General features: G+C 33.4%; 13 protein-coding genes and 1 other annotated feature. All 13 genes read right to left on the bottom strand.

Annotated features, from left to right (window positions below; translation table 11 throughout):
- Positions 1 to 26: 26 nt before the first annotated feature.
- Positions 27 to 2096, bottom strand: coding sequence for an elongation factor G (gene fusA, locus J418_RS0114795; RefSeq protein WP_017752388.1), 2070 nt, complete (start codon positions 2094 to 2096; stop codon positions 27 to 29).
- A 78-nt stretch (positions 2097 to 2174) separates the two neighbouring features.
- Positions 2175 to 2645, bottom strand: a complete 471-nt coding sequence (rpsG, locus tag J418_RS0114800; RefSeq protein WP_017752387.1) for a 30S ribosomal protein S7 — start codon at positions 2643 to 2645, stop codon at positions 2175 to 2177.
- A 160-nt stretch (positions 2646 to 2805) separates the two neighbouring features.
- On the bottom strand, positions 2806 to 3183 hold the full coding sequence (gene rpsL, locus J418_RS0114805; RefSeq protein ID WP_017752386.1) for a 30S ribosomal protein S12: 378 nt from the start codon (positions 3181 to 3183) through the stop codon (positions 2806 to 2808).
- A gap of 91 nt (positions 3184 to 3274) precedes the next feature.
- Positions 3275 to 3514 carry a ribosomal L7Ae/L30e/S12e/Gadd45 family protein gene (locus tag J418_RS0114810; RefSeq protein WP_017752385.1) on the bottom strand — a complete coding sequence of 80 codons (240 nt, stop codon included), beginning with the start codon at positions 3512 to 3514 and terminating at the stop codon, positions 3275 to 3277.
- Positions 3515 to 3627: 113 nt separating this feature from the next.
- Positions 3628 to 7170: a DNA-directed RNA polymerase subunit beta' gene (gene rpoC, locus J418_RS0114815; protein WP_017895998.1), complete on the bottom strand. Its 3543-nt coding sequence runs from the start codon at positions 7168 to 7170 to the stop codon at positions 3628 to 3630.
- A gap of 17 nt (positions 7171 to 7187) precedes the next feature.
- Entirely contained in the window at positions 7188 to 10919 is a 3732-nt protein-coding gene (gene rpoB, locus J418_RS0114820) for a DNA-directed RNA polymerase subunit beta (RefSeq protein WP_017895999.1), read from the bottom strand.
- 315 nt (positions 10920 to 11234) lie between these two features.
- The gene (gene rplL / locus J418_RS0114825) at positions 11235 to 11603 is read right to left on the bottom strand and encodes a 50S ribosomal protein L7/L12 (RefSeq protein ID WP_017752382.1); all 369 of its coding nucleotides are present in this window, start codon (positions 11601 to 11603) and stop codon (positions 11235 to 11237) included.
- Between the two features lie 34 nt (positions 11604 to 11637).
- The gene (rplJ, locus tag J418_RS0114830; protein WP_017752381.1) at positions 11638 to 12141 is read right to left on the bottom strand and encodes a 50S ribosomal protein L10; all 504 of its coding nucleotides are present in this window, start codon (positions 12139 to 12141) and stop codon (positions 11638 to 11640) included.
- Positions 12142 to 12228: 87 nt separating this feature from the next.
- Positions 12229 to 12358 (bottom strand) — a sequence feature (ribosomal protein L10 leader region).
- Positions 12359 to 12378: 20 nt separating this feature from the next.
- Complete coding sequence (gene rplA, locus J418_RS0114835; RefSeq protein ID WP_017752380.1) at positions 12379 to 13068, bottom strand: 50S ribosomal protein L1; 690 nt, start codon at positions 13066 to 13068, stop codon at positions 12379 to 12381.
- Between the two features lie 54 nt (positions 13069 to 13122).
- The gene (gene rplK, locus J418_RS0114840; protein ID WP_017752379.1) at positions 13123 to 13548 is read right to left on the bottom strand and encodes a 50S ribosomal protein L11; all 426 of its coding nucleotides are present in this window, start codon (positions 13546 to 13548) and stop codon (positions 13123 to 13125) included.
- Positions 13549 to 13616: 68 nt separating this feature from the next.
- The gene (gene nusG, locus J418_RS0114845; RefSeq protein ID WP_017752378.1) at positions 13617 to 14138 is read right to left on the bottom strand and encodes a transcription termination/antitermination protein NusG; all 522 of its coding nucleotides are present in this window, start codon (positions 14136 to 14138) and stop codon (positions 13617 to 13619) included.
- A 47-nt stretch (positions 14139 to 14185) separates the two neighbouring features.
- Positions 14186 to 14416: a preprotein translocase subunit SecE gene (gene secE, locus J418_RS0114850; RefSeq protein WP_017752377.1), complete on the bottom strand. Its 231-nt coding sequence runs from the start codon at positions 14414 to 14416 to the stop codon at positions 14186 to 14188.
- A 41-nt stretch (positions 14417 to 14457) separates the two neighbouring features.
- Positions 14458 to 14607 carry a 50S ribosomal protein L33 gene (gene rpmG, locus J418_RS0114855; RefSeq protein WP_017752376.1) on the bottom strand — a complete coding sequence of 50 codons (150 nt, stop codon included), beginning with the start codon at positions 14605 to 14607 and terminating at the stop codon, positions 14458 to 14460.
- Between the last annotated feature and the right edge of the window lie 272 nt (positions 14608 to 14879).

Here is a 14879-nt window from a genome sequence, read left to right on the forward strand (position 1 = left end):
TTCCTCCTTAAATTCACATTATATAATTAAGCGTTTCTTTCGCCTGTAATTTTTTCTTGAATACTTTTTGGAACATCCTCATAATGATCAAATGTCATAGTATAAACTCCTCTACCCTGTGTTCTTGATCTAAGCACAGTGGCATATCCAAACATCTCAGAAAGCGGAACAAATGCTCTTATAATCTGAGCTCCAGATCTTTGATTCATTCCTTCAATTCTTCCTCTTCTTGAATTTATATCTCCAATTACATCTCCCATATATTCTTCTGGTACTGTAACTTCGACTTTCATAGTTGGCTCAAGTAAAACTGGATCTGCTTTAGTCATGGCATTCTTGAACGCCATGGATCCTGCAACTTTAAATGCCATTTCAGATGAATCTACATCATGGTATGATCCATCATATACCTTAACTTTAAAGTTTATAACAGGATATCCTGCAACTACTCCACTTTCTGAAGCTTCCTGTATTCCAGCATCTATTGGTCCAATATATTCTTTAGGAATTGATCCACCTACTATGGCATTTTCAAATACATATCCCTCTTCTGAAGGTGACATTTCTATTAAACAGTGGCCATATTGTCCATGTCCACCAGATTGTCTAATGAACTTACCTTCTGCTTTAACAGACTTTCTGATAGTTTCCTTATATGCAACTTGTGGTTTACCAACGTTGCATTCTACCTTAAATTCTCTTTGAAGTCTATCTACAATTATCTCTAAATGAAGTTCACCCATACCTGATATAATAGTCTGGCCCGTCTCATGATTAGTATAAGTCTTAAAAGTAGGATCTTCTTCCGCCAATTTTGCAAGAGCTATGCCCATTTTCTCTTGAGCAGCTTTTGTCTTAGGTTCTATAGCTACATCTATAACTGGATCAGGGAATTCCATACTTTCAAGTACTATTTGATGATCTTCATCGCAAAGTGTATTACCAGTGCCAGTTTCTTTCAATCCTACAATAGCACCTAAATCTCCTGAGCAAAGTTCTTCAACTTCCTGTCTGTGGTTTGAATGCATTTTTACAAGTCTTGCTATTCTTTCTTTTTTACCCTTTGTAGAGTTATATACATAAGTACCACTCTTCATTATTCCTGAATAAACTCTTGTAAATGCAAGTTTTCCTACAAATGGATCTGTTGCAATTTTAAATGCCAATGCAGACAAAGGTTCTTTATCATCAGCCTTTCTTGAAATTTCTTCACCTGTTTCAGGGTTAGTTCCCTTTACTGGTGGTATATCAAGAGGTGATGGCATAAAGTCAACTACTGCATCTATCATTGGTTGTACGCCCTTATTTTTGTAAGATGAGCCGCATAGAACTGGTACTATTTCATTTGCAATAACACCTTTTCTAAGAGTAGCAACTATTTCTTCTTGAGTTAGTTCTCCACCATCTAGATATTTTTCCATAATGTCTTCATCTAATTCTGCTATTGCTTCTATCAAAGCTGTCCTATATTCACTAGCTTTATCTTTTAATTCAGCAGGTATTTCAACTTCGTCCATAACAGTTCCCAAATCATCTTCATATATTATGGCTTCATTTTTAATAAGATCTATTATGCCTTTAAATTCACTTTCTGAACCTATTGGAAGCTGAATAGGCACTGCATTACAATGAAGTCTTTCCCGCAAAGTATTTATGCACATATAAAAATCTGCTCCAACGGAATCCATTTTATTTACATAAACCATTCTTGGTACTTCATAGTTATCTGCTTGCCTCCACACGGTTTCTGTTTGTGGTTCAACACCACTTTTAGCATCTAATACAGTAACTGTACCATCTAAAACTCTTAATGATCTCTCAACCTCTACAGTAAAATCCACGTGTCCTGGCGTATCTATTATATTTATTGCATAACCTTTCCATTGGCAAAAAGTTGCAGCTGAAGTTATTGTTATTCCTCTTTCCTGCTCTTGTGCCATCCAATCCATTGTAGCTTCACCTTCGTGTACTTCTCCGATTTTATGTGTTTTACCTGTGTAGAAAAGTATACGTTCTGTAGTAGTTGTTTTACCAGCATCTATATGTGCCATTATTCCTATATTACGAAATTTCTCTAACGGATATTGTCTTCCCAAAATACATTCCCTCCTTACAAATCTAAAATTCAATTTGACAAAACTGTTTTAGCAAAGCTACCAAAACAGTTTTGAATACTAATATCTATAATGTGCGAAAGCTTTGTTAGCCTCAGCCATTTTATGAGTTTCTTCTCTCTTCTTAACAGCTGCACCTGTATTATTAGCTGCATCCATCAATTCTGAAGCAAGTCTTTCCCTCATATATTTTTCATTTCTTTTTCTTGATGCTATAAGCAACCATCTAATTCCTAAAGTTTGTCGTCTTTCGGGTCTAACTTCTATTGGCACCTGATAAGTTGCTCCACCAATTCGTCTAGCTTTTACTTCCAACAATGGCATTATGTTATTCATTGCCTCTTCAAAAACTTCCATTGAATCCTTGTTTGTCTTTTCCTGAATTATTTTGAAAGCATCATAACATATTTTCTGAGCTACACCCTTTTTGCCATCTTCCATTATGTTGTTTATTAACTTTGTAACAACCTTACTATTGTATACTGGATCTGGAAGTACATCTCTTTTTGATATATGTCCTTTTCTTGCCACTTTTCTTCCCTCCTTAACAATTTAAATTTAAGTTCATAGGTACTCGGCTATATAAGAATAACCGCAAAGCGCTTTGTACTCTTGTAAAATAATTTACCTAACTTTTATAATCTATATAAATGCTGAATACATCGCACTAAATTCACTTTAATTTCCAAAACTATTTCTGTTTTGGTTTCTTGGCACCATATTTTGATCTTGATTGTAATCTATCAGCAACTCCAGCTGAATCTAAAGCTCCTCTTACTATATGATATCTTACACCTGGAAGATCTTTTACTCTTCCACCTCTTATAAGAACAACACTATGTTCTTGAAGATTATGTCCTATACCTGGTATGTAAGAAGTTACTTCATATCCATTTACCAATCTAACCCTAGCAATCTTTCTAAGTGCAGAGTTTGGTTTTTTAGGTGTAGTTGTTTTAACTACTGTACAAACTCCTCTTTTCTGTGGGCTTTCTTTTAATGCTGGTGATTGTGATTTTACACTTGATGTTTTTCTTCCTTTTCTTACTAGCTGACTAATCGTTGGCATTTTTATTACACCTCCTCCTTTTTCTATAGCTAATTATTAGCTATAATTTAGTTAATTTTTATGTTAAATATCTTAAAAGCTAATTTAAAACTTATTTAAGTAAAGCTGCTGTAGCTGCTCCTACATCTATTCCACACAACTTACCTAATTCTTTCATAGTGTCTATATATACAACTTCTAAGGAATTATCTTTAATCAATACTTCTACAGAATGTACCAAAGAAGAATCAGCATCTTTAGCAATATATACAATTTTTGCACTGTCATTTTTAATTGCTTTAATGGTTTGTTTTATGCCAATAACTTTCTTTCCTCTAAGTCTGTAAATCATAAACCTATATCCTCCCTTACAGTGTTGTAGAGACAAAGATCTTAAACTTTGCCTCTTTAAAAACACATAGTTGTATTGTATCATTTTAGCATTATCATGTCAATAAATTATGTTTATTGTATAGTCTCTTCTACTTTAGTTTCCTGCTTGTCAACAGACTCATTCTTAGGCTTTATTTTTATAGATCTATAACGCATCATACCTGTTCCTGCTGGTATAAGTTTACCAACAATTACATTTTCCTTCAAACCAAGTAATGGATCAACTTTTCCTTTTATGGCAGCATCTGTTAATACTCTTGTTGTCTCTTGGAAGGAAGCAGCAGATAAAAATGAGTCAGTGGCAAGTGCTGCCTTTGTTATACCCAAAAGAGCTACTCTCCCTTGAGCTGGCTTTCCTCCATTGTCTACGGCTATTCGATTTTGTTCTTCAAAATCAAATATATCTATCATAGTTCCTGGCAATAATTCAGTATCTCCAGAGTCCTCTATCTTAATCTTCCTAGTCATCTGTCTTATAACAACTTCCAAGTGCTTATCATTTATATCAACACCTTGTAATCTATAAACTTTTTGAACCTCAGAAAGGAGATAATTTTTAACTCCTTGAACACCCTTTATTCTCAATATATCATGAGGATTTACAGAACCCTCTGTTATCTCATCACCAGCACTTATTGAATCACCATCTGATACTTTAATTCTTGAACCAAATGGTATATCATAACTAACTTCTTCTCCGCTATCTGAAATTACAGATATGCTTCTCTTCTTTTTGGTTTTTTCCATTTTAACAATACCAGATATTTCACTTATTATAGCAAGACCTTTAGGCTTTCTTGCCTCAAATAACTCCTCAACTCTTGGAAGTCCTTGAGTTATATCTGATCCAGCAACCCCACCTGTATGGAAAGTTCTCATGGTAAGTTGAGTACCAGGCTCACCTATACTTTGAGCAGCTATTATACCAACAGCTTCTCCAATATCTATTTTCTTGGCAGTTGCCATATTCATTCCATAGCATTTAGCACATACTCCATGTTTTGATTTACAAGTAAAAACTGATCTTATTTTTACTTTTTTAACACCTAAATCTTCTATATGCTTTGCCATCTTTTCATCCATATAACTATCTTTAGCTAATATAATTACCCCTGTATTAGGATCTTTAATATCTTCAGATGAATATCTTCCTGTTAATCTTTCAGATAAACTTTCTATAACTTCATTTCCCTCTTTTATTTCAGAAACTTCATAACCTTCATCTGTTCCGCAATCTTCTTCTCTTACTATAACCTCTTGGCTTACATCTACAAGTCTTCTTGTAAGATATCCAGAGTCTGCAGTTTTAAGTGCCGTATCAGCATTACCCTTTCTTGCTCCATGAGTTGATATAAAGTACTCAAGTACATCCAATCCTTCTCTAAAAGATGCTCTTATTGGAAGTTCTATAATTTTTCCAGATGGATTTGCCATTAATCCTCTCATACCAGCAAGTTGTTTAATCTGACTTTTAGAACCCCTGGCTCCAGAATCAGCCATCATAAATATTGGATTGAATTTATCCAAATTGTTCATAAGTTCATCTGCTATATTTTCAGTAGTTTGAGTCCACTTTTCTATAACTCTTTGATATCTTTCATCCTCTGATATAAATCCTCTTCTATACATTTTTTCAATTTTGTCTACAGCTGCATCTGATTCAGCAAGGAGTGTCTTTTTAGCTTCCGGTACAACCATGTCGGATGTAGAAACTGTTATTCCACTTAAGGTTGAATAATGATATCCTCTTGCTTTTATTTTATCAAGCATTATTGAAGTTTTAGTAGCTCCATGCTTAATATAACACTTATTTATTATTTTTCCTAAATTTTTCTTAGCAACTAAAAATTCAATTTCCAATTTAAATTCATTACCTGGTATGCTTCTATCTATAAAGCCTAAATCCTGAGGTACAGATTCATTGAATATAAGCTTTCCTGGAGTTGTTTCAATTATACCACTAATATTCTTGCCATCCTTAATTTTAGTCATTCTAACCTTTATCTTAGCATGTATCCCTATCTGTTTAAGTTGATACGCCATTATAACTTCATCAGGATCAGAAAACATTCTTCCTTCTCCTTTGACTCCGTCTTCTTCTATAGTTAGATAATAAGATCCAAGTACCATATCCTGTGTAGGAACAACTACTGGTTTACCATCTGATGGCTTTAATATGTTGTGAGCCGCAAGCATTAAAAATCTAGCTTCAGATTGAGCTTCAACTGAAAGAGGAACATGAACTGCCATTTGGTCTCCATCAAAATCTGCATTATATGCTGTACATGCTAATGGGTGTAATTTTATAGCCTTACCTCCAACAAGTACAGGTTGAAATGCCTGTATACCTAATCTATGAAGCGTAGGTGCACGATTTAATAACACTGGATGATCTGCTATTACCTCTTCTAAAACATCCCATACTTGAGTTTGAATTCTTTCCACCATTCTTTTAGCACTTTTAATATTATGTGCCAAGCCACTTTCCACTAATTTTTTCATTACAAATGGTTTGAAAAGTTCCAAAGCCATTTCTTTAGGAAGTCCGCACTGGTACATCTTTAGTTCTGGCCCAACAATTATTACTGAACGTCCTGAATAATCAACACGTTTTCCTAATAAGTTCTGTCTAAATCTACCCTGTTTTCCCTTTAACATATCAGATAATGATTTTAACGGCCTATTTCCAGGTCCAGTTACCGGTCTTCCTCGTCTTCCATTATCTATAAGGGCATCAACAGCTTCCTGAAGCATCCTTTTTTCATTTCTAACTATTATGTCAGGTGCTCCTAGGTCAAGAAGTTTCTTAAGTCTATTATTTCTATTTATAACTCTTCTATATAAATCATTTAAATCTGAAGTAGCAAATCTTCCTCCATCTAGTTGAACCATAGGTCTTAAGTCAGGTGGTATTACAGGTATTACATCTATTATCATCCAATCAGGCTTATTTCCTGATTTCTTAAAGGATTCAACTACTTCTAATCTTCTTACTATTCTTACCTTTTTTTGTCCTGAACTAGTTTTAAGATCTTCTTTTAATTCTTTTGATAGTTGTTCCAAGTCTATTTCTTCTAATAATTTTTTTACTGATTCAGCTCCCATTCCTGCTGAAAAAGCTTCTTCTCCATACTTATCTACAGCTTCTCTATATTCCTTTTCATTTAAAAGCTGTTTCTTTAGTAAAGGTGTCTCTTTTGGATTCAAAACAACATATGATGCAAAGTAAAGTACCTTTTCAAGAGCCCTTGGAGACATATCCAATATAAGCCCCATTCTAGATGGTATACCTTTAAAATACCATATATGCGATACTGCCGCTGCAAGTTCAATATGGCCCATTCTTTCACGTCTTACCTTTGCTTTGGTTACTTCAACACCACATCTATCACAAACTATGCCCTTATATCTTATTCTTTTATACTTTCCACAATGACATTCCCAATCTTTTGTTGGTCCAAATATTCTTTCACAAAATAAACCGTCTCTTTCAGGTTTTAATGTTCTATAATTTATTGTTTCAGGTTTTTTTACTTCACCTCTTGACCATTCCCTTATCTTTTCTGGAGAAGCCAAGCCTATTTGCAATGCATCAAAATTATTTAACTCAAACAAAGGTACATCCTTCCTTCCTAATGTTCATCGCTGAAATCATCTATGTCTAAATCAGCCTGTAAATCATCCAAAGTTAAATTGCCATCAGAATCTTCATTTTCTTTGCCATTATTCTCGTTATTGTCCTTATTGCTGTCCGAATGTTTAGTTAAATATTCTTTTTTATTATTTTGAATTTGTGCAGACGCGTCTTCATTTCCCTCTATATTAACGCCTAAATCTTCCACATCATCATCCATTGATTCTCTAAGTTTTATTTCTTCATTTTTGTCATTCAATACTTTTACATCTAAGCAAAGTGCTTGAAGTTCTTTTATAAGAACTTTAAAAGATTCAGGCATACCAGGTTCAGGTATATTTTCACCCTTTACAATAGCTTCATAAGTTTTTACTCTTCCTACAACATCATCTGATTTAACGGTCATTACTTCTTGTAGAGTATGTGCTGCTCCATAAGCATATAATGCCCATACTTCCATCTCTCCAAATCTTTGACCACCAAATTGTGCTTTACCTCCAAGAGGTTGCTGAGTTACAAGTGAATATGGGCCTGTTGATCTAGCATGTATTTTATCATCAACCAAATGTGCTAGTTTTAATATATACATATAACCTACAGTTACAAGATTATCAAATGGTTCTCCTGTTCTTCCATCATACAGTACAGTTTTTCCATGACTTTTATAGCCTGCTTTTTCAAGACACTCTAAAATATCTTCCTCTCTAGCTCCATCAAATACTGGTGTTGCTACATGCCATCCTAATTTGCTAGCAGCCCATCCTAAATGGACCTCAAGTACCTGACCTATATTCATACGAGAAGGTACTCCAAGTGGATTTAAACATATTTGCAGTGGTCTGCCATCGGGTAAAAATGGCATATCCTCTTCAGGAAGTACTCTTGAAATAACACCCTTGTTACCATGCCTTCCTGACATTTTATCCCCTACAGATATCTTTCTCTTCTGAGCTATATAACATCTTACTAACTTATTTACACCTGGTGGAAGTTCATCTCCATTTTCCCTAGTAAATACCCTTACATCAACGATTATTCCATATTCACCATGAGGTACTCTAAGTGAAGTATCTCTTACTTCCCTGGCTTTCTCTCCAAATATGGCTCTTAAAAGCCTTTCCTCTGCTGTAAGTTCAGTTTCACCCTTTGGAGTGACTTTTCCAACTAGTATATCACCCGCTCTTACTTCTGCACCTATTCTTATTATTCCTCGTTCATCTATGTCTTTAAGTGCATCTTCTCCTACATTTGGTATATCTCTAGTAATCTCTTCAGGTCCAAGTTTTGTATCTCTAGCTTCTGATTCATATTCCTCAATATGAATTGATGTAAACACATCTTCTTTTACAAGTTCTTCGGATATAAGCATAGCATCTTCATAATTATATCCTTCCCAAGTAGTAAAGCCCATTCTTATATTTTTACCTAATGCTATTTCCCCTAAATCCGTAGAAGGCCCATCTGCAATAACAGATCTTTTTAAAACTTTTTCGCCCTTTTCTACTATAGGTCTTTGGTTTATGCAAGTACCTTGGTTGGATCTCTTAAATTTAGTTAACATATAAGTATCTATCCCACCATCTGAATCTCTCTTAATTCTAATTTCATTAGCACTTACATATACAACAGTACCTGCATTTCTAGCCTTTGGTAAAACCCCTGAATCTACGGCAGCTTTATATTCTATTCCTGTGCCTACAATAGGAGCTTGTGGTTTCAAAAGTGGAACTGCCTGTCTTTGCATATTTGATCCCATGAGTGCACGACTGGCATCATCATTTTCAAGAAAAGGTATCATTGCAGTTGCAACTGATACTATCTGCCTTGCCGAAATATCTATAAAATCAACATCTTCAGAAGGTACAACAATAACTTCACCTTTATCTCTAACAGTAACTTTACTGTCTATGAACCTACCTTCTTCATCCAGTGGTTCATTAGCTTGACCTATGAGATATTCATCTTCTTCATCTGCAGTCATATACACAATTTCATCAGTAACTTTTCCCTTAGATTTATCTACTTTTCTATAGGGTGCCTCAATAAATCCGTATTCATTAACTTTTGCATAACTTGCAAGTGAATTAATAAGTCCTATGTTTGGTCCTTCTGGTGTCTCTATAGGACACATTCTACCATAATGGGAATTATGAACATCCCTAACTTCAAATCCAGCTCTCTCCCTTGAAAGTCCTCCAGTTCCAAGAGCAGATAATCTTCTTTTATGTGTAAGTTCCGAAAGTGGGTTAGTTTGATCCATAAATTGTGAAAGTTGTGAACTTCCGAAAAATTCTTTTATTGATGCTGCCACTGGTCTTATATTTATAAGAGCTTGAGGAGTTATAACTTCTTGATCTTGTATAGTCATTCTCTCCTTAACTACTCTCTCCATTCTAGACAAACCTATCCTGAATTGATTCTGCAATAATTCTCCTACAGATCTAAGTCTTCTATTTCCAAGATGGTCTATATCATCTGTATGGCCTACATTGTATGATAAACCAAGTTCATAACTTATAGTAGCGTATATGTCATCTTTCAATATATGTTTTGGAATCAGTTCATGCATATGCTTTCTTATTTGATCTTTAATACTCTCTTCATCACTGTAATTATCCAATATTTCTTTTAAAACAGGATAATAAACATTCTCTTTTATGTGCAAATCATCTATATTAAAGTCAACAAAATTATGTATATTAACAAAATTGTTGCCTATAACCCTTAAAACTGTATCTTCTAGTTGAATGTCTACTATATTTATTCCACTTTGCTGTATTTCTACTGCCCTTTCCCTATCTATTCGTTCACCTTTTTGAACTAATATTTCTCCTGTTACTGGGTTTACTACATCACTTGCTGCTATTTGATTGACAATTCTAAGATATATCGCTAGCTTTTTATTAAATTTATATCTTCCAACTCTTGAAAGGTCATATCTCTTTGCATCGAAAAACAGTGAATCAATAAGCGACTGTGCACTGTCTACAGTAGGTGGTTCTCCTGGTCTCAACCTCTTATATATTTCAAGTAAAGCTTCTTCTTTAGTTTTAGTATTATCTTTTTCAATAGTAGCCTTAAGTCTTTCATCTTCTCCAAAAAACTCCGTAACTTCAGCATCTGTACCATAACCCATTGCTCTAGCTAAAATAGTTATAGGAAGTTTTCTAGTCTTATCTATTCTTACATATATTATGTCATTGGAATCTGTTTCATACTCTAACCATGCCCCCCTATTAGGAATAACAGTAGAAGAAAACAACTTTTTACCTGTTTTATCAAGTGACATGTCATAATATACTCCTGGTGATCTTACAAGCTGACTTACTATAACTCTTTCCGCTCCATTAATTATAAAAGTTCCCTGCTCTGTCATAAGAGGAAAATCTCCCATGAAAACTTCTTGTTCTTTAACTTCTCCAGTTTCTTTATTTAATAGTCTAACTTTAACTTTCAGTGGTGCTGCATAGGTAGCATCTCTTTCTTTACATTCTTCAACAGAGTATTTAATACTATCCATATCTAATTTATAACCTACAAATTCTAGGTTAAGATTTGCAGTATAATCTTGGATAGGATTGATGTCATCAAATACTTCTTGCAGACCCTCTTTTAAAAACCACTTATAGGAATCTAATTGTACCTCAATTAAGTTAGGCATATTACCTATTTCCTTAAGTCTAGAAAAGCTCATTCTAGTTCTTTTACCAACCTGGACAGGATGTACCATTGATTTTCACCCCTTGTATAAACTAAAAATAACCAAAAACATATATAACGTTAATGGATTCATTACATTACCATCAAATTAGTATAACCTATTTTGTATTATTCATTCAAAATTTTTGCTAAATATAACTTTTTATATTAATTACTAAACTAATCAATGCAATTTATTATGCTATCATACTATTATTGATTTGTCAATATTTTTAAGCTATAAATATATAGTTAATGCTATAACTTTTAAATTAAAAGAGGCACTTTATTATTTAAAGTGCCTCTCCCATATAAATTATAATTATTTTTTATAATTATTTAATTACTACTTTAATTCTAAAGTAGCTCCAACTTCTTCAAATTTAGCTTTAAGAGCTTCTGCATCGTCTTTTGAAACAGCTTCTTTTAATGTCTTAGGAGCTCCATCAACTAATGCCTTGGCATCTTTTAATCCTAAACCAGTTGCTTCTCTAACTGCCTTTATAACTTTTATTTTCTGTGAGCCTGCATCTTTTAAGATTACATCGAATTCAGTCTTTTCTTCTGCAGCTGCTCCAGCTCCCTGTGCACCTGCGCCTGCTACTGCTACTGGAGCAGCACTTACACCAAATTCTTCTTCACATGCTTTTACTAATTCATTTAATTCCAAAACACTCATATCTTTTACAGCTTGAATGATTTCTTCTTTATTCATTAATATACACCTCCGAATTTTCTTTTCTCAAAAATTAAGCTTCCTGTGATTCTTCTTTTTTCCTTGATATTGCATCTAATACATAAACAAAGTTTGATACTGGAGCTTGAAGACTGCCAAGCAATTTTCCAATAAGAACCTCTTTTGGTGGTATTGTAGCAAGTTGTTTAATTCTATCAACATCAAACAATTCTCCGTCTACAATTCCTCCCTGTAACTCTAGTACCTTATGATCCTTTGCATAGTTGTTAAGTATTCTTGCTGGTGCAGTTGGGTCATCGTATCCGAATGCAATTGAAATAGGTCCTTTAAGAATTTTTTCTGCATCATCAAATCCTAGTTCCTTTGCTGCTAATCTAGATAATGTATTCTTATAAACCTTGTATTCCACACCTGCTTCTCTCAAATTTTTTCTAAGTTCAGTATCTTCCTCAACTGTCAATCCTTGATATTTAGAAAAAATAATTCCTTGAGATTTTTGCATTTTCTCTTTAATTTCTTCAACTTTTGCCTTTTTCTCATCTATGCTTTTTGACATGGTGTATACACCTCCTTACAGCTAAACTGCATTTATATATCCTTTAATATATTTTTCAGTAAAATATTACACGATATTAAACTGATTTATATAAAAATTAAAGGTCTCCTCATAGACAAAGAGAGACCAATTACTTTCTTATATTGGAATCCTCGGTAGGTTAGATTAACTGTTATGCTTTTGCACCTACTGTCTATGGAATATTTTACTTATTTGTATGTTTTAATTTAATCGATATTAATCTAAAACTTTAGCTGAATTTATTTTAATTCCAGGTCCCATAGTACTTGATATTACTACAGATTTTAAATACTGACCTTTTGATGCTGATGGTTTTGCCTTTACAATAGCATCTAAAAGAGCATGAAAATTACTCAATAATTTTTCTGATTCAAAAGATTTTTTTCCTATTGGTACATGAATTATAGAAGTTTTATCAACTCTATACTCAACTTTACCTGCTTTTATTTCTTTTATAGCCTTTTCGACATCAAAAGTTACTGTACCAGACTTTGGATTTGGCATTAATCCCTTAGGTCCTAAAATTCTACCTAGTCTACCAACAACACCCATCATATCTGGAGTGGCAACTACTACGTCAAAATCAAACCAATTTTCTTTTTGAATCTTTTCAACATATTCTTCTGATCCCGCAAAATCTGCCCCTGCATTTTTTGCCTCGTCAACTTTAGCACCTTTAGCAAATACCAAAACTCTTACTTTTTTGCCAGTTCCGTTTGGAAGAACCACTGCTCCTCTAACCTGCTGATCTGCATGTCTTGGATCAACTCCAAGTTTTATTGAAAGTTCTATGGTTTCATCAAATTTAGCTTTTGCTGTTTTTAAGACAATATCTATTGCCTCTTTAGGTGAATACATTGTATCCTTGTCAATAAGTTTTAAACTCTCAACATAATTTTTTCCCATTTAAATGTCCTCCTCTGTGGTAATTACGGCTATGCCTCCCACTTTTTTGGTTCATTAATCTTCTACAGTTATTCCCATACTTCTTGCAGTTCCTGCTATCATTCTCATAGCAGTTTCAACAGATGCAGCATTTAAGTCTGGCATTTTTGTTTCTGCTATTTCTTTTACTTGAGCTTTAGTAACCTTAGCAACTTTAGTCTTGTTTGGTACACCAGATCCACTTTTAATTCCTGCTGCTTTTTTAAGTAATACTGCTGCTGGTGGAGTCTTTAGTATGAAACTAAAAGATCTATCCTGATACACAGTAATTACTACTGGAATTACTAGTCCTGCTTGTTTATTAGTCTTTGCATTAAATTCTTTACAGAATCCCATGATATTTACACCGTGCTGTCCAAGTGCTGGTCCAACTGGTGGTGCTGGACTTGCTTTTCCTGCAGGAAGTTGAAGTTTAATCATTCCAACTACTTTCTTAGCCATAAATACACCTCCTATATGTGGTATTATACTTTTGTCTTTCCACTTAATTATGACTTTGTAAATCTTAATTAATCTAATTTTTCTATTTGATTAAAATCAAGTTCAACAGGAGTTTCCCTGCCAAACATGTTAACTAATGCTTTAATTTTCTTTCTTTCAGTATTAATTTCTTGAATAACAGCTGAAAAATTTTCAAGAGGTCCAGATTTAACTTTTACATTTTCTCCTACTGATATATCTATGTTTACAGGTTTTTCACTTATACCCATAGTTTTAACTTCTTCATCTGTAAGTGGAACGGGCTTAGATCCAGGCCCAACGAAACCTGTAACTCCTCTAGTATTTCTAACCACATACCAAGAATCATCACTCATCATCATGTGTATTAAAACATATCCTGGGAAAACTTTTTTAAGGGTCACCTTTTTTTTACCATCTTTAATTTCAACCTGTTCTTCCATAGGAACTTGAACATCATCTATCCATTCATAGAGGTTTCTATTTTCTATGGTTTTTTCAAGGTTAGCTTTAACCTTATTCTCATAACCAGAATATGTATGAACTACATACCATCTAGCTTTATCTGCCATAATCTGAAGGACGAAATTAATTTTCGACCCTTGCCTCCCTCTTTTTATTATTTCAACATATTTTGAACTATGAAATTAAAACCAAAGTCCAATAATCCAACAATAACAACATACACAATACAAAATCCAATAACTGATATAGAACCTTTCTTTACATCATTTTTAGATGCCCAGGTTATTATCTTAAATTCGCCAGCTAAATCTTTAAAAAAGTTAAAAAATCCAGCATCTGACTTTAAATTTCTGCTTGATCTTCTAGTATCATTGCTTGAAGCCATGATATTCACATCCTTGAACTATATTATTACCTATTTTTATATTATTTTGTTTCCTTATGAAGTGTATGTTTATGACAAAATGGACAATATTTCTTCATTTCCAATCTATCTGCATTATTTTTTTTATTCTTTACTGTGGTATAATTTCTCTGCTTACATTCTGTACATGCTAGCGTTACCTTTACTCTCACTATTATCACACCTCCTGATATAGCTAATGCAAGTGAACATTTAATTCACTATTACAAAATTTTACTAACAAGCTTCCTATTATATTATTCTTGATATCTTAAACATAAATTATGTAATTAACTCTTTTAAACTTAAGCATTACTAATATACTTTATCACAGGTTAGTTTTTATGTCAATGTGTATTGAATTACTCAAATTTTAATTTTGAGAAGAACTAAATTTTAAATTTAGTTCTTCTATTACAAACAAATTATTCAACAATAGAAGTAA

It is taken from the genome of Clostridium tyrobutyricum DSM 2637 = ATCC 25755 = JCM 11008 (genome assembly GCF_000359585.1).
Taxonomy (GTDB): Bacteria; Bacillota; Clostridia; order Clostridiales; family Clostridiaceae; genus Clostridium_B; species Clostridium_B tyrobutyricum.

What these genes read in the sequence shown, in the direction of transcription:
- rpsL (WP_017752386.1), bottom strand. Translation starts at nt 3,183, where the DNA reads ATGCCAACGATTAGTCAGCTAGTAAGAAAAGGAAGAAAAACATCAAGT.
- J418_RS0114810 (WP_017752385.1), bottom strand. Translation starts at nt 3,514, where the DNA reads ATGATTTACAGACTTAGAGGAAAGAAAGTTATTGGCATAAAACAAACC.
- rpoB (WP_017895999.1), bottom strand. Translation starts at nt 10,919, where the DNA reads ATGGTACATCCTGTCCAGGTTGGTAAAAGAACTAGAATGAGCTTTTCT.
- rplL (WP_017752382.1), bottom strand. Translation starts at nt 11,603, where the DNA reads ATGAATAAAGAAGAAATCATTCAAGCTGTAAAAGATATGAGTGTTTTG.
- rplJ (WP_017752381.1), bottom strand. Translation starts at nt 12,141, where the DNA reads ATGTCAAAAAGCATAGATGAGAAAAAGGCAAAAGTTGAAGAAATTAAA.
- rplA (WP_017752380.1), bottom strand. Translation starts at nt 13,068, where the DNA reads ATGGGAAAAAATTATGTTGAGAGTTTAAAACTTATTGACAAGGATACA.
- rplK (WP_017752379.1), bottom strand. Translation starts at nt 13,548, where the DNA reads ATGGCTAAGAAAGTAGTTGGAATGATTAAACTTCAACTTCCTGCAGGA.
- nusG (WP_017752378.1), bottom strand. Translation starts at nt 14,138, where the DNA reads ATGGCAGATAAAGCTAGATGGTATGTAGTTCATACATATTCTGGTTAT.
- secE (WP_017752377.1), bottom strand. Translation starts at nt 14,416, where the DNA reads ATGGCTTCAAGCAATGATACTAGAAGATCAAGCAGAAATTTAAAGTCA.